Annotated in this window: 21 protein-coding genes; 18 read left to right on the forward strand and 3 right to left on the reverse strand. The window is 64.9% G+C overall.

All coding sequences use genetic code 11. The annotated features are described in order from the left end of the window. Positions 1–417: 417 nt before the first annotated feature. The 4 genes from HV766_RS12590 to msrQ all read left to right on the forward strand — a co-directional run bounded on the left by HV766_RS12590 (position 418) and on the right by msrQ (position 3,838). The gene (locus tag HV766_RS12590; RefSeq protein WP_175181235.1) at positions 418–1,380 is read left to right on the forward strand and encodes an RluA family pseudouridine synthase; all 963 of its coding nucleotides are present in this window, start codon (positions 418–420) and stop codon (positions 1,378–1,380) included. A gap of 2 nt (positions 1,381–1,382) precedes the next feature. Continuing rightward, positions 1,383–2,033 (forward strand): HAD family hydrolase, encoded by a 651-nt coding sequence (locus tag HV766_RS12595; RefSeq protein WP_054450595.1) that lies wholly within the window; start codon positions 1,383–1,385, stop codon positions 2,031–2,033. Positions 2,034–2,215: 182 nt separating this feature from the next. Then, positions 2,216–3,178: a protein-methionine-sulfoxide reductase catalytic subunit MsrP gene (msrP, locus tag HV766_RS12600; RefSeq protein ID WP_175181254.1), complete on the forward strand. Its 963-nt coding sequence runs from the start codon at positions 2,216–2,218 to the stop codon at positions 3,176–3,178. Positions 3,179–3,187: 9 nt separating this feature from the next. Next, a complete protein-coding gene (gene msrQ, locus HV766_RS12605) occupies positions 3,188–3,838 on the forward strand; it encodes a protein-methionine-sulfoxide reductase heme-binding subunit MsrQ (RefSeq protein ID WP_175181236.1) in 651 nt (216 codons plus the stop codon). Between the two features lie 12 nt (positions 3,839–3,850). Here msrQ and HV766_RS12610 read toward each other — a convergent pair whose 3' ends face one another. From HV766_RS12610 to HV766_RS12620, 3 genes are read right to left on the reverse strand one after another with little or no spacing between them, the layout of a single operon-like run. Further along, a complete protein-coding gene (locus HV766_RS12610; protein ID WP_175181237.1) occupies positions 3,851–4,636 on the reverse strand; it encodes an N-acetylmuramoyl-L-alanine amidase in 786 nt (261 codons plus the stop codon). Positions 4,637–4,639: 3 nt separating this feature from the next. Continuing rightward, positions 4,640–5,350, reverse strand: coding sequence for an SAM-dependent methyltransferase (locus HV766_RS12615; protein WP_054450604.1), 711 nt, complete (start codon positions 5,348–5,350; stop codon positions 4,640–4,642). Then, positions 5,347–5,949, reverse strand: coding sequence for a Maf-like protein (locus HV766_RS12620; RefSeq protein ID WP_119450972.1), 603 nt, complete (start codon positions 5,947–5,949; stop codon positions 5,347–5,349). The genes HV766_RS12615 and HV766_RS12620 overlap by 4 nt, the downstream gene beginning before the upstream one ends. 240 nt (positions 5,950–6,189) lie before the next feature. Here HV766_RS12620 and HV766_RS12625 point away from each other — a divergent pair, with 240 nt between their 5' ends. The 14 genes from HV766_RS12625 (at position 6,190) to lepB (ending at position 19,875) form a co-directional block, all read left to right on the forward strand. Next, positions 6,190–6,738, forward strand: coding sequence for a YceD family protein (locus tag HV766_RS12625; protein ID WP_199728318.1), 549 nt, complete (start codon positions 6,190–6,192; stop codon positions 6,736–6,738). 52 nt (positions 6,739–6,790) lie between these two features. Next, positions 6,791–6,973, forward strand: a complete 183-nt coding sequence (gene rpmF / locus HV766_RS12630) for a 50S ribosomal protein L32 (RefSeq protein ID WP_013392223.1) — start codon at positions 6,791–6,793, stop codon at positions 6,971–6,973. Positions 6,974–7,032: 59 nt separating this feature from the next. Beyond that, positions 7,033–8,100: a phosphate acyltransferase PlsX gene (gene plsX / locus HV766_RS12635; protein ID WP_054450609.1), complete on the forward strand. Its 1,068-nt coding sequence runs from the start codon at positions 7,033–7,035 to the stop codon at positions 8,098–8,100. Continuing rightward, entirely contained in the window at positions 8,100–9,086 is a 987-nt protein-coding gene (locus tag HV766_RS12640) for a beta-ketoacyl-ACP synthase III (RefSeq protein ID WP_054450612.1), read from the forward strand. Before plsX ends, HV766_RS12640 begins: the two co-directional genes overlap by 1 nt. A 98-nt stretch (positions 9,087–9,184) precedes the next feature. Further along, the gene (gene fabD, locus HV766_RS12645) at positions 9,185–10,120 is read left to right on the forward strand and encodes an ACP S-malonyltransferase (RefSeq protein ID WP_054450614.1); all 936 of its coding nucleotides are present in this window, start codon (positions 9,185–9,187) and stop codon (positions 10,118–10,120) included. A 4-nt stretch (positions 10,121–10,124) separates the two neighbouring features. After that, entirely contained in the window at positions 10,125–10,877 is a 753-nt protein-coding gene (gene fabG / locus HV766_RS12650; protein ID WP_054450615.1) for a 3-oxoacyl-ACP reductase FabG, read from the forward strand. A gap of 215 nt (positions 10,878–11,092) precedes the next feature. After that, entirely contained in the window at positions 11,093–11,332 is a 240-nt protein-coding gene (gene acpP / locus HV766_RS12655) for an acyl carrier protein (RefSeq protein WP_003813816.1), read from the forward strand. A gap of 192 nt (positions 11,333–11,524) precedes the next feature. Next, positions 11,525–12,754: a beta-ketoacyl-ACP synthase II gene (gene fabF / locus HV766_RS12660; protein ID WP_054450616.1), complete on the forward strand. Its 1,230-nt coding sequence runs from the start codon at positions 11,525–11,527 to the stop codon at positions 12,752–12,754. 492 nt (positions 12,755–13,246) lie between these two features. Beyond that, positions 13,247–13,846, forward strand: coding sequence for an RNA polymerase sigma factor RpoE (gene rpoE, locus HV766_RS12665; RefSeq protein ID WP_006389292.1), 600 nt, complete (start codon positions 13,247–13,249; stop codon positions 13,844–13,846). Positions 13,847–13,858: 12 nt separating this feature from the next. Further along, entirely contained in the window at positions 13,859–14,365 is a 507-nt protein-coding gene (locus tag HV766_RS12670; RefSeq protein ID WP_054450617.1) for a sigma-E factor negative regulatory protein, read from the forward strand. Continuing rightward, positions 14,365–15,447 (forward strand): MucB/RseB C-terminal domain-containing protein, encoded by a 1,083-nt coding sequence (locus HV766_RS12675; protein ID WP_054450619.1) that lies wholly within the window; start codon positions 14,365–14,367, stop codon positions 15,445–15,447. Before HV766_RS12670 ends, HV766_RS12675 begins: the two co-directional genes overlap by 1 nt. A gap of 40 nt (positions 15,448–15,487) precedes the next feature. Then, the gene (locus HV766_RS12680; RefSeq protein ID WP_054450621.1) at positions 15,488–16,975 is read left to right on the forward strand and encodes a DegQ family serine endoprotease; all 1,488 of its coding nucleotides are present in this window, start codon (positions 15,488–15,490) and stop codon (positions 16,973–16,975) included. A 199-nt stretch (positions 16,976–17,174) separates the two neighbouring features. Then, positions 17,175–18,968 carry a translation elongation factor 4 gene (lepA, locus tag HV766_RS12685; RefSeq protein ID WP_054450623.1) on the forward strand — a complete coding sequence of 598 codons (1,794 nt, stop codon included), beginning with the start codon at positions 17,175–17,177 and terminating at the stop codon, positions 18,966–18,968. Between the two features lie 22 nt (positions 18,969–18,990). Further along, positions 18,991–19,875, forward strand: a complete 885-nt coding sequence (lepB, locus tag HV766_RS12690) for a signal peptidase I (RefSeq protein WP_054450625.1) — start codon at positions 18,991–18,993, stop codon at positions 19,873–19,875. Position 19,876 lies beyond the last annotated feature (1 nt).

Here is a 19,876-nt window from a genome sequence, read left to right on the forward strand (position 1 = left end):
GCCCAGGCGTATCCGCCGCGGGTCAGGCGGGCACGTCGAGCCGTGGGGCTCGGGGTTCTGTCAGCAGGAGGGTCAGCTTCACTGAATGTGGTTTGACGGAAAAGTGCTGTGAACGGCAGTTGCGGTCGGATTGGTTGCCCACGCGCAGCTGGTGCTTTAAATATGCGACGATTCTTGCGGTGCTTCAGAGCCGCTTGCGGCATGCAACGGACCTGCTGGGACAGCGGGCAAAATGAATGCCACACCACTATCCGGCAGGGCGCGGTTGCGCCGGCGACCAAATGACCCCGGGGGTTGAATGAGCAGGCAGTACAATGGCGGCCCGCGCGCTCGACGGAGTTGCGTAACGTTGCATCTCTACGTCAGGCGGCTAGTTCAGCCCCTTTAGGCTGTCCCGATTATATGTCGCTTTTCGCAATGCGCAAAGAAACTTCCCCCTCGCTTTCCCTCTCTAAAGCTCCCCCTGCCGTCCGGATGGTGGAAGTCGATGCCGAGCATGCCGGCCAGCGTCTGGACAACTACCTTGCGCGCCTGTGCAAGGGCGTCCCCAAAACCCATATCTACAAGGCCATACGCGGCGGCGAAGTGCGGGTAAACAAGGGACGCACTTCGGCCGACTACCGCGTCGCCGAGGGCGACGTGGTCCGCGTTCCGCCGCTGCGGCTGCCCGACCCGGGCAAGCCCCGTCCGGTGCCTGGCGCCGAATTCCCCGTGGTGTTCGAGGACGAGGCGTTGCTTGTCGTGGACAAGCCCGCCGGCGTGGCGGTCCATGGCGGCAGCGGCGTGTCCTTCGGCGTGATCGAACAGCTGCGGGCGGCCCGGCCCGGCGCCAAGTTCCTGGAACTGGTCCATCGCCTGGACCGGGAGACCTCGGGTCTCTTGATGGTGGCCAAGAAGCGCAGCGCCCTGCTGGCGTTGCACGCCATGCTGCGCGAAGGAAAAGGGGACAAACATTACCTGGCCCTGGTCGAGGGCGATTGGGTCAATGACCGCCAGCACATCAAGCTGGGGCTGTCCAAGTGGACCACCCAGTCCGGCGAGCGCCGGGTCAAGGTCGATCCGGACGGCCAGTCGGCGCACACCATCGTCACGCTCAAGCAGCGTTTTGGTGGCTATAGTCTGGTCGACGCCGAATTGCGTACCGGTCGCACCCATCAGATCCGGGTGCACCTGGCCGCCAGCGGCTTCCCCATCGTGGGCGACGACAAGTACGGCCACGACGAAGTACGGGCGCAGTTCGCGCGCATGGGTTTTGGCAGGATGTTCCTGCACGCCCACCAATTGACCCTGGCCCACCCGGTGACGGGCGAGTCCCTGACGCTTACCGCCGAGCTGCCCCCAGCTTGCCGGAAAATACTGAAACAACTGGAGTCGGTCTGATTATGTCGTATTCGCTGGTCGTTTTTGACTGGGATGGCACCCTGATGGATTCCACGCACAGCATCGTGGCCGCCATCCAGGGCGCCTGCCGCGACCTGGAGCTGGCGGTGCCTTCGGCATCCGATGCCAGCTGGGTGATAGGCCTGTCCCTGGAAAGCGCCCTGCGCCGCGCGGTGCCGGAACTGACGCAGGCGATGCTGCCGCGCTTCCTGGAGCGCTACCGCACGCACTATCTGCTGCGTGATCCGGAATTGCGCCTGTTCGAGGGCGTGCAGGAACTCTTGGCCGAACTGGCCGGGCAAAACGTGCGCCTGGCGGTGGCTACCGGCAAGAGCCGCGTGGGCCTGACCCGCGCGCTGGCCGCGACCGGCCTGGGGCCGCTGTTCGATGCCACGCGCACCGCCGACGAAACTTTCAGCAAGCCGCATCCGGCGATGCTGCACGAACTGATGCAGGAGCTGGACGTGGATCCGGACCGCGTCGTGATGGTGGGTGACACCTCGCACGACCTGCAGATGGCGATCAATGCCGGCGTGCATGGCCTGGGGGTGACCTATGGCGCACATACCCTGAAGGAACTTGAGGGTTGTTCGCCCCAGGCGGTGCTCGACAGCGTGCCGAAGGTGCGCGAATGGCTGCTGCCGCGTATCTAGCGGCCTGGCGCCCGGGATTCTCCGGGCGTGCGCAGTCCGGGCGCGGAACGCCCGCCGTACGCGCGGGTCTATAGGAAATACCCGCAAGCGCCGGCTGCCGCGGAATATCATGGGGCGGCGCGGCGTCCATGGCTTGCGCAGGGCGCGTCCATGATCCTGCGGGCGCTACACCGGAGACCATGATGTTGATACGCAAGCCCGACGATATTCTTCCGTACGAGATCACCTCCGAGGACGTCTGGCGTTCGCGCCGCGAACTGATGCTGCGCGCGGGGCTGGTCGCGGCCGCCGCAGGCCTGCCGGGGTGGGCCATGCGCAGCGCGCACGCCCAGGAGGCCGGCGTTCTGCCGGGCAAGCTCAACCCCGCCTTGAGCGTCATGGACAAGCAGACGACGCTGGCCGACGTCACCTCCTACAACAACTACTACGAGTTCGGCGTGGATAAGGGCGATCCGGCCGCCAATGCCGGCAAATTGCAGACACGCCCCTGGAGCGTGAGCGTCGAGGGCGAAGTCGGCAAGCCGCGCACCTTTTCCATCGAAGAGCTGCTCAAGCTGGCGCCGATGGAAGAACGCGTCTACCGGCTGCGCTGCGTCGAGGGCTGGTCCATGGTGATTCCGTGGATGGGCTATTCGCTGTCGGCGCTGCTCAAGCAGGTCGAACCCACGGGCAACGCCAAGTACGTGGAATTCGTCACCGCCGTGCAGCGCGAGAACATGCCGGGCGTGCGCGCCGCGATCCTGGAATGGCCTTATGTGGAGGGCCTGCGCATCGACGAAGCCATGAATCCCCTGGCCATGCTGGTGTTCGGCGTCTACGGAAAGGTGCTGCCGAACCAGAACGGCGCGCCGCTCAGGTTGGCGGTGCCCTGGAAGTATGGTTTCAAGTCGGCCAAGTCCCTGGTCAAGATCCGCCTGGTCGAAAAGCCGCCCGTGTCGTCGTGGATCAAGGCCGCGCCCCAGGAGTACGGCTTTTACGCCAATGTGAATCCCGACGTGCCTCATCCGCGCTGGAGCCAGGCCACGGAACGCCGCATTGGCGAGGACGGGCTGTTCTCCCCCAAGCGCAAGACCTTGATGTTCAACGGTTATGCCGAACAGGTGGCGTCGCTCTACCAGGGGATGGACCTGAAGGCGAACTACTGAGGCGATTCCATGCCTGACGGCACTCCGCAGGTGGCTCCGGCCACGCCGCCGCGCAAGACCCAGCTTTCCGCCAAGACTGTGGGGCGCTTCAAACCGTTCCTGTTCCTGCTGGGGCTGGCGCCGTTCGCGCGTTGGATCTGGCTGGGCGTGAATAACGGGCTGACGGCGAACCCGGTCGAGTTCCTGACCCGTTCATCGGGTACCTGGACCCTGGTCTGCCTGCTCGTGACCCTGGCCATCACGCCGCTGCGCCGGCTGACTGGCCAGCCGGCATTGGTGCGTCTGCGGCGCATGTGCGGTTTGTTCGCGTTTTTCTATGGATCCATGCACTTCATGGCCTGGGTCTGGTGGGATCGCGGCTTCGATCCGGCGGGCATGCTGCGCGATATCGGCGAACGCCCCTTCATCATGGTGGGATTTGCGGCGTTCGTGCTGATGGCCGCTCTGGCGGCTACCTCCACGCAGTGGGCCATGCGCAAGCTGGGCAAGCGCTGGCAAAGCCTGCACCGCGCCATCTATGCCATCGGCCTGCTGGCGGTGCTGCATTATTGGTGGCACAAGGCCGGCAAGAACGACCTGACGCAGCCCGCCTTGTACGCCGCCGTGCTGGCCTTGTTGCTGGGCTGGCGGCTGGTCGCCTGGTTGCGCGGCAGGCGGTAGCGCTGCGCGTCCCTACAGCATCGCCAGCATGATGGCGGCAGTCTCCGCGTCCGGCTGGCCGTCGTACAGTGTCGGCCGGTAGTGCATCTGAAAGGCTGCCAGCGCGCCGATGGTGGCCGGGCTCAGTGTGCCGTCCTGTGGACACGCATAGCCCAACCGTGCCAGCTGTTTCTGGAACCATGCGACATCCGGGATGCCCTGGACCTGAAGGCGCGCGAGGTGTTCGGCGGCTCCGGTCTCGTCGTACCAGCGCCCGATTCCCGCCTCGGCCAACGTCTTCCACGGGAAAAGAGGGCCGGGATCCACCTTGCGCTGGGGCGCGATGTCGCTGTGGCCCACGATGTTCTCGGGCGTGACGCCATGCCGTTGCGCAATATCGCGCAGCAATATGGTCAGTGCGCGCAATTGCTGGTCGTTGTACGGATGCCAGACAGGCTTGCCGTCAGAGCCCTCCGTCCAGCCTGGGTTGACGATTTCTATGCCGATGGACGTGCTGTTCATGGCGATGTTGCCATACCAGGAGCTGGCGCCGGCATGCCAGGCGGCGCGGTTCTCGTCGACCAGCCGGTAGACGCGGCCGGCGTCGTTAACCAGATAGTGCGAACTGACCTTGCCCTTGGAGAGCAATTCCATGGAACGGGCGTTGTCCACGCTGGTGTAGTGCAGCACGATGCTGCGTACCCGGCTGGCCTGGCTGACCGCGGTGATCGAGGTGTCCAGGTCCAGGCCGGCGGGGCCGCGCGCGGCGCATCCCGCCAGGATGGCCGCGGCAAGCGGCACAAGGAATAGGCGGCGCATGGATCAGCGCGCCAGGAAGAGGAATAGCGTCGGCAGCTTGTCGAGCTGGGGCGCCGGCTGCTTTTTCCAGTCGGCCACGCTGCGGGTGACGATCCATTCGTCGGCGGTCGTGACCGAACGCGCCACGCACAGCTTGGTGTCGCCCTTCAGGCTGGCCAGCAGCGTGGCGAACATGGCGGCGTTGCGATAGGGGGTCTCGATCAGCAACTGGGTCTGGTTGTGCTTGGCCGAGTGCTGCTCCCAGGCGCGCAGCTGCTTGGCGCGTTCCGCGGGGTCCACCGGCGCGTAGCCATGGAAGGCAAAGCGCTGGCCGTCCAGTCCGCTGGCCATCAGGCCCAGCAGGATGGAAGAGGGGCCGACCCAGGGTTTTACCGTGATGCCCAGGCGGTGCGCGGCGTCCGCGACCTTGGCGCCCGGGTCCGCGACCGCGGGGCAGCCCGCCTCGGAGACCAGGCCGATTTCCGCGCCCTTGAGCGCCGGTTCCAGCCAGGCCTTGATCTGGACGGCGTCTACCTTGTCGTTCAGGGTGTGGATGGTGATTTCCTGCAGCGGCCGGGTTGTGCCGATCAGCTTGAGGAAGGCGCGCGCGGTCTTGGCGTTTTCGGCGATGTAGGTGTCCAGCTGGCCTGCCAGGGTGCGGACCTCGGCGGGGAGCCAGCGCTCGGGCGGGGCTTCACCCAGGCCGACCGGGATCAGGTGCAGCGCGCCGCTCATGCGGATGCTCCGGGGGCGTCCAGCGGATCCAGGCCGAACTGCGCCAGCATGCCGGTCAGTGCGATCAGCGGCAGCCCGATGATGGCGGTGGGGTCGTCGCTCTGGATGCTTTCCATCAGGGCGATGCCCAGGCTTTCCGCCTTGGCGCTGCCTGCGGTATCGTAGGGTTCTTCGGCGCGCAGATAGGCTTCGATCGCGCGGTCCGACAGCTGGCGGAAATGGCAGCGCGTGACGATGTCGGCTTTTTCCACCCGCTGGCCGTCCGTGACCGCCAAGGCGCTGTGAAATTCCACGATTTGACCCGACAGGGCCCGCAATTGCGCCAATGCGCGCGGGAAATCCCCCGGTTTGCCGATGGGCTGTCCGTCGATGGTGGCCACCTGGTCCGAGCCGATCACGATGCTGCCGGGGTAATTGGCCGCGACCGCCATGGCCTTGGCCACGGACAGGCGCAGTGCCAGGGCTTCGGGCGTTTCGCCGGAGTGTGGCGTTTCGTCTACATCGGGGGAAATCGCCGTGAAAGGCAGGCGCAGGCGGGACAGCAGTTCTTTGCGGTAACGCGAGCTGGACGCGAGGATCAGGCTGGGCTTGGAAGGCATGCGATATTTGACGTTAAGGCGTAAGTCACAGTATTATCTACGTTTTGCGGGATTTTTGCATGAATGGGCGCGCGAGCAAGCCGGTGGCGAAGCTTGGCGGCCTCGGCAAAATCATGGGTTCTGGGTTTTCCGGGGTTTAAACCCCCGGGGTTTTAAACCCGCGAGTTCGGGCTCTGTGAACAGCCCCGCGAATGCAAAGGACTGAACATCAAGCGCATCGATGCATACGCATTTGCCCAGATGGGCAAGGAAGCGCAAGGAACCATACCTCTTGTGCGGCTTACGCGCGTGGTTGACGGGCTGCCCGAACAACCGCAGGGCGATGCCGGACTCGTGACGTGGTCCGTGCGCGGCGAAATGGGTAGAACCGGCCTGCTGATGGGCCGGCCGCTACTGCATATCCATGTGCAGGCGAATCCGGTGCTGGTGTGCCAACGGTGCAACGAGCCGTTCGTGTATCCGATCGACAGCGAAGTCCTTTTGCAGCTGGTCAAGTCCGAAGCCGATCTCGACGACGATGCTTCCTACGGGGATCCATCCGGCGAGGACGACGAGGACGAAGAAGGAAATGGTTTTGTGTCCAACCTGCCTGAAAAGGTGGTGGGTTCGCATCATTTTGATCTGCTGGCCCAGATCGAAGATGAGCTCATTCTGAGCGTTCCGTATGTGCCCAAGCATGATGTATGCCCGGGCGCGCTGGCCAAGGTCAGCGAAGCTTCTCCCGAGGAGCCCGCTGTCAAGCGTCCGTCGCCGTTTGCGGTGCTGGAACAACTGAAGCACAAAGATTGAGATCAACATCGGGCCGCATCGCGTACAATGCGCCCCGTTTCTAGGAGTCATCATGGCCGTTCAACAAAACAAGAAGTCCCCGTCCAAGCGCGGTATGCACCGCTCGCACGATTTTCTGGTGAACCCGCCGACCGCGATCGAACCCAACACGGGCGAAGCGCATCTGCGTCACCACATCAGCCCCAACGGCTTCTACCGCGGCCGCAAGGTCCTGAAGACCAAGGCCGACGAATAAGGCCCCCGGGCCGAACTCGTACTCGGACCATTTCGGCTGAGCGCTGATACCTGGCACCCGTGATACGCATCGCCATAGACTGTATGGGCGGAGACTTCGGTCTGCCCGTCACGATTCCGGCTGCGATCGAGTTCGCCCGGCAATTTCCGGATACCCGGCTATTGCTGGTCGGGCTTCCCGACGCCATCGAAGCGGCGCTCTCCGAGCACCGCGGCGTGGCGCGTGATCGCATTGAGATCGTGGCGGCTTCCGAAGTCGTCACCATGGACGACCCGGTCGAGGTCGCCCTGCGCCGCAAAAAAGACTCCTCCATGCGCCTGGCCGCCCAGTCCGTCAAGGACGGGCGCGCCGACGCCTGCGTTTCCGCGGGCAATACCGGCGCGTGGATGGCCATTTCACGCTATGTGCTCAAGACGCTGGACGGCATAGACCGCCCCGCGATCGCCACGTCCATTCCGAACCAGACGGGCCGCGCCACCACGGTGCTGGACCTGGGCGCGAATGTGGACTGCACGGCCGAGCATCTACTCCAATTCGCCATCATGGGCGCCGCGCTGTCGCAGGCGGTGGACCATCGCGAGCGCCCCTCGGTGGGCCTGCTCAACATCGGCGAAGAAGTCATCAAGGGCAACGAAGTCGTCAAGGAAGCCGCCGAGCTCCTGCGCAGCAGCCCGCTCAACTTCTACGGCAACGTGGAAGGCAATGACATATTCAAAGGCACGGTCGACGTCGTCGTCTGCGACGGTTTCGTCGGCAACGTCGTGCTCAAGTCCGTCGAAGGGCTGGCGAAGATGTTGTCCAGCGTCATTCGCGAAGAGTTCAAACGCAATCTGATCACGCTGCTGGCTGGCGCGGTGGCCAAGCCGGTGCTCAACCGCCTGCGCACCCGCGTCGACAACCGGCGCTATAACGGCGCCGCGCTGCTGGGCTTGCGCGGCGTGGTCATCAAGAGCCATGGTTCCGCGGACGTCTACGCCTATGGATTTGCGTTGCAGCGCGCCCGTGAAGCCGTAGTGAGTAAACTGCTGGAGCGCACCGCTGAGACGGTCGCTCAGATTACCAAGCGCGTTCAATCTGGCGAAGGCCCCTCGGTGTCGTCGCCAAACGTGGCTGGGGACACCGCTTGATGGATACCGCAATGAAATATTCCGTGATCGCGGGCACCGGCAGCTTCCTGCCGGAACGCGTGGTTTCGAATGACGAACTGGCGGCGGAGCTGGCGACGCGCGACATCGCCACCTCCGACGAATGGATCGTCGAGCGCACCGGCATCCGCCAGCGCCATCTGGCCGAGCGCGGCGTGACCACCAGCGTGCTGGCGACCGAGGCCTCGCGCCGCGCGCTCGCCGATGCCGGCGTGGACGCCTCCGAGGTCGACCTGATCGTCCTGGCCACGTCGACGCCGGACTTCGTGTTTCCGAGCACCGCCTGCATCGTGCAGTCCAATATCGGCGCCAAGGGTTCGGCGGCATTCGACGTGCAGGCCGTGTGCAGCGGTTTCGTCTATGCGATGACCACCGCCGACAGCTTCATCCGTGCCGGCCGTGCGCGTTGCGCGCTGGTCATCGGCGCTGAAGTCTTCTCGCGCATCCTGGACTGGAACGACCGCTCCACCTGCGTGCTGTTCGGCGACGGCGCCGGCGCCGTGGTGCTCAAGGCTTCCGACAAGCCTGGCATCCTGGCCGCGCAACTGCACGCCGACGGCAGCCAGGCCAAGATCCTGAACGCTGCGGGCAACGTAGCCTATGGCGACGTGACCGGCGATCCGTTCCTGCGCATGGACGGGCAGGCCGTGTTCAAGCAGGCCGTTACCGTGCTGGACCGTTCCGCGCGCGACACCTGCGCCGAAGCGGGCGTCGAGATCGCCGACGTCGATTGGCTGATCCCGCACCAGGCCAACGTGCGCATCCTGAATTTCCTGGCGCGCAAGCTTGCCGTGCCGGTCGAGAAGGTCGTCGTCACCGTCGACAGCCACGCCAACACCTCTGCAGCCAGCGTGCCGCTGGCCCTGGACGCCGCGCGCCGCGACGGCCGCGTCAAGCCGGGCCAGTTGATCCTGATGCAAGGCGTGGGCGGCGGATTCACCTGGGGCTCGGTACTGGCCCGCATGTAAGGGCGCGCTCCGGCGCGGCGTGGCGCTCGGCGCCGCGGCCGCCGGAACGATGTGCCTGGCATTCCACACAGACACTGAATCAATCCAAACGGTCAAACATGAAAATCGCTTTTGTCTTTCCTGGCCAAGGTTCCCAAGCTGTCGGCATGCTGGACGCCTGGTCCGGCGTCGCGGCCGTCACGGACACCGTGGCGCGCGCCTCGCAGGCGCTGGGTCAGGACCTGGGCGCGCTGATCGCGCAAGGCCCTGCGGAACAGCTCAACCTGACCACCAACACCCAACCCGCCATGCTGACCGCTGGCGCTGCGTTCTACGCGGCCTGGTGCGCTGCTGGCGGCCGCAAGCCCGACGTCGTGGCCGGCCACAGCCTGGGCGAATACGCCGCGCTGACGGCCGCGGGCTCGCTCGCGCTTGAAGATGCCGTGCGTCTGGTGCGCGTGCGCGCCGACGCCATGCAGGCCGCGGTGCCGGTAGGCACCGGCGCCATGGCCGCCATCCTGGGTCTGGACGACGACGCCGTGCGCGCGGCCTGCGAAGCCGCCGCCCAGGGCGAGGTTGTCGAGGCCGTGAACTTCAACGCGCCCGCGCAGGTCGTGATCGCAGGCCACAAGGCCGCGGTCGAACGCGCTTGCGAACTGGCCAAGGCCGCAGGCGCCAAGCGCGCGCTGCTGCTGCCGGTGTCCGCGCCGTTCCACTCCAGCCTGCTCAAGCCCGCCGCAGACGTGCTGGCCGGCGCGCTGGCCGGCGTGACCGTGTCCGCGCCGCAGGTGCAAGTGATCAACAACGTCGACGTGGCTTCGCCTGTCGAACCCGATGCAATCCGGGATGCGCTGGTGCGCCAGGCATGGCATCCTGTGCGCTGGGTCGAAACCCTGCGCGCGATGAAGGCGCAAGGCGTCACGCACGTCATCGAATGCGGTCCCGGCAAGGTGCTGGCCGGCCTGACCAAGCGCATCGATCCCGAACTCACGGGCATGGCCATTACCGATCCTGCTTCGCTTGAAGCAGCGTTGGCCGCCGTCAACGGAAATTAAGAACATGGACAACACCTCGATCGAACTGCAGGGCAAGATCGCGCTGGTGACCGGTGCCACGCGTGGCATTGGCCGCGCCATCGCCCAGGAACTGGCTGCGCGCGGCGCCACCGTCGTCGGCACCGCCACGTCCGAATCGGGCGCTGCCGCCATCACCGAAGCGCTGGCGCCCGTGGGCGGCCGCGGCGTGGTGCTGGACGTGACCGACGCCGCTGCCTGCGATGCGCTGATCGACGCGCTGGGCAAGGAGGGCGGCGGTCCCCACATCCTCGTCAATAACGCAGGCATCACCCGTGATACGCTGGCGATGCGCATGAAGGATGAGGACTGGTCGGCTGTCATCGATACCAACCTGGCTTCGGTTTTCCGCCTGTCGCGCGCCGTGCTGCGCAGCATGATGAAGGCCCGCTGGGGACGCATCATCAACGTCACGTCCGTGGTGGGTTCCAGCGGCAACCCGGGCCAGGCCAACTACGCCGCGGCCAAGGCCGGCGTGGCAGGCATGTCGCGCGCCCTGGCGCGTGAACTGGGCAGCCGCAACATCACCGTGAACTGCGTCGCGCCCGGTTTCATCGATACCGACATGACGCGCGCGCTGGGCGAAAATCAGACTGCGGCCTTGCTGCAGCAGATTCCGCTGGGCCGCCTGGGTTCGCCTGCCGACATCGCCCACGCCGTGGCGTTTTTGTCCGGGCCGCAGGCGGGTTACATTACCGGCACCACGCTGCACGTCAACGGCGGGATGTACATGCAATAAGTCACGAATCGCGCGTAGGCGGCCAGTTCCGCCATGCCGCCGCCGGACACAAACGGCGAGGCAACGCGAGGTTCAACCGGAAACGCCGCACACCGGTTTCCTGCGCCATTCCCGGCGACAGATCAAGTGCGCGGTGTTATTTTTGTCACGGCCAGGCGTCGCAAAACTCCGCGCTTGGCTATAATTCGCGGGATTTTTCCCAATTGGAGATCTGCATGGAAAGCATCGAACAGCGCGTCAAGAAGATCGTCGCTGAACAACTTGGCGTCAACGAAGCCGAGATCAAGAACGAATCCTCCTTCCTTGACGACCTCGGTGCCGATTCGCTCGACATGGTCGAACTGGTCATGGCGCTCGAAGACGAATTCGAGACCGAGATCCCCGACGAAGAGGCCGAAAAGATCACGACCGTGCAACAAGCGATTGACTACATCAATTCGCACGGCAAGCAGTAAGCTGGGCTTTTACCCTTCTGGTTGCCTCGCGACGTCCGTCGCAGCCAGCCGGAAAATCGGGGCGGTTTCAGGAATTTGCCGTGCGGTCCGCATGCGGGAAGGGCGTAGTAATGCCCGACCCGCTTTCGCGTGGGCCGCACGTGCAGCGCATCCCGAAAACCGCCTTTCTTTTGTCTGTTTGAGGAGTCATCCGTGAAGCGACGTGTCGTCATCACTGGCCTGGGTATCGTTTCTCCCGTCGGGAACGACTTGACCACCGCTTGGGACAATATCGTCAACGGACGTTCTGGCATCAGCCGCATCACCCGTTTCGATCCCTCGGCCATCACCACGCATATTGCCGGCGAAGTCAAAGACTTCGACATCAGCACCTATATCTCGGCCAAGGAAGCCCGCCAGATGGATACCTTCATCCATTACGGCCTGGCCGCCGGGATGCAGGCATGGCGCGACAGCGGCCTGGAAGTCACCGAAGCCAACGCGGAACGCATCGGCGTGATCGTGGGCTCGGGCATCGGCGGTCTGCCGCGCATCGAGGAAACGCAGGTTGAATACCTGGCCAAGGGTCCGCGCCGCATTTCGCCGTTCTTCGTGCCGGGTTCGCTGATCAACCTGATCTCCGGTCATTTGTCCATCGCATATGGCATGAAGGGCCCGAGCTACGCGGTCGTGTCGGCCTGCACCACCGGCCTGCATTGCATCGGCGACGCTGCGCGTCTGATCGAGTACGGCGATGCCGACGTCATGGTTGCCGGCGGCGCCGAGTCCACCGTGTCGCCGCTGGGCATCGGCGGTTTTGCCGCGATGCGCGCCTTGTCGACCCGCAATGACGATCCTCAGACGGCTTCGCGTCCCTGGGACCGCGATCGCGACGGCTTCGTGCTGGGCGAGGGTGCGGGCGTACTGGTGCTGGAAGAGTACGAACACGCCAAGAAGCGCGGCGCGCGCATCTACGGCGAGTTCGTGGGCTACGGCATGAGTTCCGATGCGCACCACATCACGGCTCCAGACAAGGACGGTCCGCGTCGCGGCATCGTGAATGCGCTGCGCAACGGCGGCCTGAACCTCGAAGACGTGCAGTACGTCAACGCGCATGGCACCTCGACGCCCCTGGGCGACAAGAACGAAACCGACGCCTTGAAGCTGGCTTTCGGCGATCACGCCAAGAAGCTGGTGGTCAATTCGACCAAGTCCATGACCGGGCACCTGCTTGGCGCGGCCGGTGGTATCGAGGCGGTGTTCACCACCCTGGCGGTCTACAACCAGGTGTCGCCGCCCACGATCAACATCTTCAATCAAGATCCGGAATGCGATCTGGATTACTGCGCCAATGAGGCGCGGCAGATGAAGATCGATGTCGGCCTGTCCAACTCGTTCGGCTTCGGCGGCACCAACGGCTCGATGGCCGTTCGCCGGGTCTGATTTGGAAGAGGCGCTCGGGGAACGCTGGGCGTTTCGCGTGCCCGTCAGGCGGCCAGGAAGCGCCACGGCGCTTTTTGGCCTGGCGCTGGCCGCGGCTGGCGCCAGCGTGCTGACGGCGGCGTCCTGGCACGGCATGGCATGGGCAGCGGGCGCGGCGATTGCGCTCCTGCTTGTGCTGGCCGGGCTGTTACACTCGGCACGGAGCAGCCTGTCCCCCGTATCCGCGTTGCGCGCGGCAGCCGGGGCAGGGAGCTGGCAGGTACGCCTGCCGCAAGGCTGGCAGGACGCAAGGCTGTTGCGAGAACAGCGTGGTCCCCGCTGGCTGACGCTCACTTTGCAGCCCTTGTCCACCGGGAGTACGGCCTTTACCAACAGCACAATCACCCTCACCGTCTGGCAGCGGACGTTGCGCCCCGAGTCCTGGCGGCGCCTGTGCCTGCTGGCCGGCGCGGCGCGGCCTGCCCGTCCGGCGCCCAGCCTGCGGGAGGCGTCATGAGCGAGCGCGAAGTCGACGCCGAGCTTGTCGCGCGCGTCCAGCGGGGCGACAAGAAGGCTTTCGACCTGCTGGTGCTCAAGTACCAGCGCAAGATTCTCCGTCTGCTGGCCCGCATGATCCGCGACCCCGCGGAAATCGAGGACGTGGCCCAGGAGGCTTTCATCAAGGCCTACCGCGCCTTGCCCCAATTCCGTGGGGAGAGCGCCTTTTACACCTGGTTGTACCGGATCGCCATCAACACGGCGCGCAACTGGCTGGCCTCGCAGGGCCGGCGTCCCAGCGCGCCCAATGCGATAGAAACGGAAGACGGTGAAACTTTTAACGAAACCGACAACCTAACCGATATAAGCACGCCGGAATCCATGGTCGCCAGCCGCGAAATCGCCGAGACGGTGAACGCGGCTATTGAGGAATTGCCGGAAGAATTGCGTACCGCAATTGTCCTGCGTGAAATCGAAGGTATGAGTTACGAAGACATCGCCCAGAGCATGGATTGCCCGATAGGTACGGTGCGTTCCCGCATTTTTCGTGCGCGTGAAGCCATCGCCACCAAGTTGCGTCCGTTGCTAGGCACCGATGCCGAGCGTCGCTGGTAAGGAGTGGCAGTCATGCAAACAGCAGCCAAATCCGTTGTGATCGCCGAGTCCTCCTGGGAGGAGTCGGTTTCCGCCTGGATGGACGGAGAGGAATCCGACGACATCTTTCCCGGCTTGTTGTCCCGCGAGGGGCGCGAGACCTGGGACACCTATCATCTGATCGGTGATTCCCTGCGCAACGCCGATCTGGCGCTGACCCCCAGCGCGGCCTTCCAGGCCCGCCTGGCACGGGCGCTGGACGCGGAATTGCCCATTGTTGCGGCGCCTCGGCGCCGCTCGCCATTGCGGGTCGGCCTGTCCGGCCTGGCGGTGGCCGCTGCCGTGGCGACCGTCGCCTGGGTGGCGCAGCCTTACCTGACCGGCGAACCGGCGACCGAAGTCCGCGTACTGGCCGATGCCAGCTCGCCCGCCGCGGCTGCCGACGATTCGGGCTTGCGCGACTACCTGGAAGCGCATCGCCAGATGGCTGGCCCGAGCGCCGTGCGCCAGGTGTCCTTTGACACCGGGGTGGGGCGCTGATGGCGTTGGTGCTTCCATCGCGCTGGCCGGTGCTGGGCCGGGCCGCCACGCTGCAGGCCCACCGCGCCGGCTGGTTTGCCGCCACGCTTTTGACCGCTTTCCTGGCTGCGCACGAACCCGCGCGCGCGGCCGATGCCGCGCCTGCCGTCACCGATGACGTGGTCCAACTGCTGACCCGCATCCAACAAGCCGCCCGCAAGCAGGACTACGCGGGCGTCTTCATGTACCAGCAGGGCGAAACGATCCAGTCCTCGCGCCTGGTGCACGTGGTGGACGGCACCGGTGAACGCGAACGCCTGGAAATCCTCGACGGCCAGCCCCGCGAGTACCTGCGTCACAACGAAGACGTGCAGTGTCTGCTGCCCGAGCGCAAGACCGTGTTGCTGGAGCGCCGCCGAGGCGACCGCTTCCCCGGTCTGCTGCTGGGCGACGCGGCCAACCTGTCCGAGCACTACAAGATCCACGCCGAGTCCGCGCTGCACCGCGTGGCCGGGCGCGAATGCCGCCTGATCACGATCGAGCCGCTGGACAAGCTGCGCTACGGCTACCGGCTGTGCGCGGACGTCGAAACCAATCTGCTGCTCAAGGCCCAGACGCTGAACGCCGCCCGCGGCGTGGTCGAGCAGGTGTCCTTCACCTCGCTGCGGCTGGGCTCGGAAGTCGATCCCCAGTTGCTGAGCTCGCGCTGGAGCACGCGCGACTGGAAGGTGCTGGAACCCTCGATGAAACCGGTGGATCTGGCTGCCCAGGGGTGGCGCATCCCGGCGCCCAAGGGCTTCAAGGCCGTCATGCAGGTGGCCCGTTCGATGGGGAAGGGCATTACGGTCAACCAGATGGTATTGTCCGACGGACTGGCGGCCATTTCCGTGTTCATCGAACCCTACGACAGCCAGCGCGGCCACCGTCCTCCCCACGGCGCCGCGCAGCGCGGGGCGATCACGGTCTATGGCACGCGCATCGCTGATTTCTGGCTGACCGCCGTGGGCGAAGTGCCCATCGCGACGCTGGAGCAGCTGGCGCAAGCCACTGAATACGTGCCCGCCGCGCCTGCGGCAGCAGCCCCCGGGGCCGAGTCCAAGTGATCGGCCGGGTGTGGCAAGCAGCAATTTCGGAGTAACACTTATGAAAGCAATGACAGTGTCGAATGCTTTTTTCCGGCGCTTTCTGGTGGCGGCCGCGGCCAGCGTCATGTTGGCCGGCGCCTATGTGCCTGCCGCCGTCGCCCAGGCGCCGACGGTGACGCTGCCTGATTTCACTAGCATTGTCGAAAAGGCCGACCCCGCGGTCGTCAACATCCGCACCACGGCCACGGTGCCGGTGCGCGGCATGGGCCCCGGCGGCGGCAATGATCCCTATGAACTGTTCCGCTGGTTCTTCGGCCCCGAATTCCAGCCGCCCGGCGGCGGCGCTCAGCCCGGCCCCTCGCCGCGTCAGCGTCCGCAGCCATCCCAGCCCGAAGAGCGCACCGTGCCGCGCGGCGTGGGTTCCGGCTTCTTCATTTCCGATGACGGCTACATCCTGACCAACAACCACGTGGTGGTGGATGCGACGGACATCTACGTTACGCTGACCGACGGCCGCGAGTTCAAGGCCAAGGTCATCGGCACGGACGAGCGCACCGACGTGGCGCTGATCAAGATCGAAGCCAAGGACATGACCCCGCTGGTGATCGGCGATCCCAAGAAGCTGAAGAAGGGGCAGTGGGTGCTGGCCATCGGTTCGCCGTTCGGCCTGGATTCCACCGTGACCTCCGGCATCGTCAGCGCCATCGGCCGCGATACCGGCGAATACCTGCCGTTCATCCAGACCGACGTGGCGGTCAACCCGGGCAACTCGGGCGGTCCGCTGATCAACCTGCAAGGCGAGGTGGTGGGCATCAATTCCCAGATCATTTCGCGCAGCGGCGGCTTCATGGGCATTTCGCTGGCCATTCCGATCGACGAAGCCATGCGCGTGGTGGACCAGTTGCGCGCTACCGGCAAGGTCACGCGCGGCCGCGTCGGCGTGCAGATCGGCGAAGTGGGCAAGGACGTGGCCGAAGCCATCGGCCTGCCCAAGGCCGAAGGCGCGTTGGTCAGCAGCGTGGAAGCCGATGGTCCTGCCGAGCAGGCAGGCGTGCAGCCGGGCGACGTGATCCTCAAGTTCAACGGCGAACCCATCAAGCGTTGGTCCGACCTGCCCCGCATCGTGGGCGAAACCAAGCCGGGCACGCGCGCCGACATGGAAGTGTGGCGCAAGGGCAAGAACCTGACGCTGACGGTCAAGGTGGGCGAGATCCCGACCGAGAAGGCCGCGGGCGCCAGCAAGAAGGGCGCGCCGCCAGTCCCGGAAGTCACCAATGCGCTGGGTCTGGGCGTGGTCGACGTGCCGGCCGACGTGCAGAAGAAGCTGCGCATCAAGGGCGGCGTCCAGGTCAAGGTGGCCGAAGGCGCTGCGGCCAAGGCCGGCCTGCAGGAAGGCGACATCGTGTTGGCCCTGAACGACACCGACGTCACGGGCGCCAAGCAGTTCGGCGAACTCGTGGCCAAGCTGGACAAGGGCCGCGCCGCAGGGTTGCTGGTGCGCCGCGGCGACCAGACGCAGTGGGTGGCGGTGCCGGCATCGAAGTAATGCCGGGCCCGTCTTCCGAGTCCGCAGAAAAAAGGCGCAAGACCGGCTAAAATGCCTGGTTGCCGCAAGAGGGGGCGCATGGCGCCCCCTTGTTTTGCCCGGGCCAGGCCCGTTGGCACCCTCCTCGTCAGCCGTGCGTATTCCGGCGGCGGTGTCTTCCGGCCCAGTGCCGAGTGTTCCGTCCCTTATAACTTCAAGCATGCAGCATATTCGCAACTTCTCCATCATTGCCCACATCGATCACGGCAAATCGACCCTGGCCGATCGCCTGATCCAGCGCTGCGGCGGATTGGCGGATCGCGAGATGTCGGCGCAGGTCCTCGATTCCATGGAAATCGAACGCGAGCGCGGCATCACCATCAAGGCCCAGACCGCGGCCCTGCACTACAAGGCGCAGGACGGCAAGGTCTACAACCTGAACCTGATCGACACCCCGGGGCACGTGGACTTCTCGTATGAAGTCAGCCGCTCCCTGTCAGCCTGCGAAGGCGCGCTGCTGGTGGTGGACGCTTCGCAGGGCGTGGAAGCGCAGACCGTGGCCAACTGCTACACCGCCATCGAGCTGGGCGTGGAAGTGCTGCCCGTGCTGAACAAGATGGACCTGCCGCAGGCTGATCCCGACAGCGCCCGCCAGGAAGTCGAGGATGTGATCGGCATCGACGCCTCGCAGGCGGTGCTGGCCAGCGCCAAGACCGGCATGGGCATCGACGAGATCCTGGAAATGGTCGTGGCCCGCGTGCCGCCGCCCAAGGGCGATCCCGACGCGCCGCTGCAGGCCCTCATCATCGATTCGTGGTTCGACAACTACGTGGGCGTGGTGATGCTGGTGCGCATCATCAACGGCGTGCTCAAGCCCAAGGACAAGATCCTGCTGATGGCGTCCGGCGCCACCCACCTTTGCGAGCAGACCGGCGTGTTCACGCCGAAGTCGCAACAGCGTCCGCATCTGTCGGCGGGCGAAGTGGGCTTCATCATCGCCGGCATCAAGCAGCTGGAAGACGCCAAGGTGGGCGATACCGTCACGTTGGCCAACAAGCCTGCAGCCGAACCGCTGCCCGGCTTCAAGGAAGTGAAGCCGCAGGTGTTCGCGGGCCTGTACCCCGTGGAAAGCTCCGAATACGACCAGCTGCGCGATTCGCTTGAAAAGCTCAAGCTGAACGACGCCGCGCTGATGTTCGAGCCGGAAGTGTCGCAGGCGCTGGGCTTCGGTTTCCGTTGCGGCTTCCTGGGTCTTTTGCACATGGAAATCGTGCAGGAGCGCCTGGAGCGCGAATTCGACATGGACATCATCACCACCGCGCCGTCGGTGGTATACGAGGTCGAACAGCGCGACGGTTCCGTGATCACCGTGGAAAGCCCGTCGCGCATGCCGGAAATCGGCAAGATCGCCGACATCCGCGAACCCATCGTGAAGGTCACGCTGTTCATGCCGCAGGACTACGTAGGTCCTGTCATGACGCTGTGCAATAACAAGCGCGGCGTGCAGGTCAACATGAGCTACCACGGCCGCCAAGTGCACCTGGTGTACGAGATCCCGCTGGCCGAGATCGTGCTGGACTTCTTCGACAAGCTGAAGTCGGTGTCGCGCGGCTACGCTTCGATGGACTACGAGTTCCTGGAGTACCGCTCGGCCGACGTGGTGCGCGTGGACCTGCTGATCAACAACGACCGCGTCGACGCGCTGGCCGTGATCGTCCACCGCAGCAACGCGCGCCATCGCGCCCGCGACGTGGTCACGCGCATGCGCGGCCTGATTCCGCGCCAGATGTTCGACGTGGTGATCCAGGCCGCCATCGGCGCCGAAATCATCGCGCGTGAAAACGTCAAGGCGCTGCGCAAGAACGTGCTGGCCAAGTGCTACGGCGGCGACATCTCGCGCAAGAAGAAGCTGCTGGAAAAGCAGAAGGCCGGCAAGAAGCGCATGAAGCAGGTGGGTAGCGTGGAAATTCCGCAGGAGGCGTTCCTGGCCATCCTGCAAGTGGAAGACAAATAGAACCCGAAAAGGCGGTTAGCTGATGAGTTGGAACTTTGCCCTGATTCTTTTTGTTTTGCTGGTGTTGACCGGCATTATCTGGGTGCTTGATCTGGCAGTGCTGCGCAAGGGCCGCGAACGCCGGGCCCAGGCGGCAATGGCGCAATACGATACGGCCCTGGTCGGCGACGCCCAGGAAGCCGAGCGCCTGCGCCGCGAAGCCGGCGACGCCGCGCGCCGCATGCCGTGGTGGATCGAATACGCCGTCAGCTTCTTCCCCGTCATCCTGTTCGTGTTCATGCTGCGCTCGTTCGTGGTCGAGCCGTTCCGCATTCCGTCGGGCTCGATGCTGCCGACCCTGCAATCGGGCGATCTGATCCTGGTGAACAAGTTCAGCTACGGCCTGCGCCTGCCGGTCATCGACAAGAAGATCATCGAGGTGGGCAAGCCCCAGCGCGGCGACGTGTTCGTGTTCCGCTACCCCGTGGATCCGGACGTTGACTACATCAAGCGCGTGGTCGGCCTGCCGGGCGACGAGGTCGCCTACCTGGACAAAAAGCTCTACATCAACGGCGAATTGGTGCCGCATGAGCGCGACGGCGACTACTTCGAGCCGGATCGTGTGTCATATATTGCGCAATATAAAGAGAAGTTGGGCGACGTTGAGCACAAAATCCTGCTGGATGAGGGCAAGCCGCAGGAGTATGGCCCGATGTGGCAATTTCCCAACCGCCAGAACTGCCAATACAGCCGTAATGGGGTACGCTGCAAAGTACCCGAGGGGCAGTTTTTCGCCATGGGCGATAATCGGGATAACAGCGCCGACAGCCGATACTGGGGCTTCGTACCGGAAGCCAATATCGTCGGCCGCGCGTTCTTCATCTGGATGAATTTCAGCGATCTCAGCCGCATCGGCCGGTTCAACTGAT

Source organism: Achromobacter aegrifaciens, assembly GCF_902859735.1.
Lineage (GTDB): Bacteria > Pseudomonadota > Gammaproteobacteria > Burkholderiales > Burkholderiaceae_B > Achromobacter > Achromobacter aegrifaciens.

Coding starts and splice junctions, on each gene's coding strand:
- HV766_RS12590 (WP_175181235.1), top strand. CDS start 418: ATGCGCAAAGAAACTTCCCCCTCGCTTTCCCTCTCTAAAGCTCCCCCT.
- HV766_RS12595 (WP_054450595.1), top strand. CDS start 1,383: ATGTCGTATTCGCTGGTCGTTTTTGACTGGGATGGCACCCTGATGGAT.
- msrP (WP_175181254.1), top strand. CDS start 2,216: ATGTTGATACGCAAGCCCGACGATATTCTTCCGTACGAGATCACCTCC.
- msrQ (WP_175181236.1), top strand. CDS start 3,188: ATGCCTGACGGCACTCCGCAGGTGGCTCCGGCCACGCCGCCGCGCAAG.
- HV766_RS12610 (WP_175181237.1), bottom strand. CDS start 4,636: ATGCGCCGCCTATTCCTTGTGCCGCTTGCCGCGGCCATCCTGGCGGGA.
- HV766_RS12615 (WP_054450604.1), bottom strand. CDS start 5,350: ATGAGCGGCGCGCTGCACCTGATCCCGGTCGGCCTGGGTGAAGCCCCG.
- HV766_RS12620 (WP_119450972.1), bottom strand. CDS start 5,949: ATGCCTTCCAAGCCCAGCCTGATCCTCGCGTCCAGCTCGCGTTACCGC.
- HV766_RS12625 (WP_199728318.1), top strand. CDS start 6,190: ATGGGCAAGGAAGCGCAAGGAACCATACCTCTTGTGCGGCTTACGCGC.
- rpmF (WP_013392223.1), top strand. CDS start 6,791: ATGGCCGTTCAACAAAACAAGAAGTCCCCGTCCAAGCGCGGTATGCAC.
- HV766_RS12640 (WP_054450612.1), top strand. CDS start 8,100: ATGGATACCGCAATGAAATATTCCGTGATCGCGGGCACCGGCAGCTTC.
- fabD (WP_054450614.1), top strand. CDS start 9,185: ATGAAAATCGCTTTTGTCTTTCCTGGCCAAGGTTCCCAAGCTGTCGGC.
- fabG (WP_054450615.1), top strand. CDS start 10,125: ATGGACAACACCTCGATCGAACTGCAGGGCAAGATCGCGCTGGTGACC.
- acpP (WP_003813816.1), top strand. CDS start 11,093: ATGGAAAGCATCGAACAGCGCGTCAAGAAGATCGTCGCTGAACAACTT.
- rpoE (WP_006389292.1), top strand. CDS start 13,247: ATGAGCGAGCGCGAAGTCGACGCCGAGCTTGTCGCGCGCGTCCAGCGG.
- HV766_RS12670 (WP_054450617.1), top strand. CDS start 13,859: ATGCAAACAGCAGCCAAATCCGTTGTGATCGCCGAGTCCTCCTGGGAG.
- HV766_RS12675 (WP_054450619.1), top strand. CDS start 14,365: ATGGCGTTGGTGCTTCCATCGCGCTGGCCGGTGCTGGGCCGGGCCGCC.
- HV766_RS12680 (WP_054450621.1), top strand. CDS start 15,488: ATGAAAGCAATGACAGTGTCGAATGCTTTTTTCCGGCGCTTTCTGGTG.
- lepA (WP_054450623.1), top strand. CDS start 17,175: ATGCAGCATATTCGCAACTTCTCCATCATTGCCCACATCGATCACGGC.
- lepB (WP_054450625.1), top strand. CDS start 18,991: ATGAGTTGGAACTTTGCCCTGATTCTTTTTGTTTTGCTGGTGTTGACC.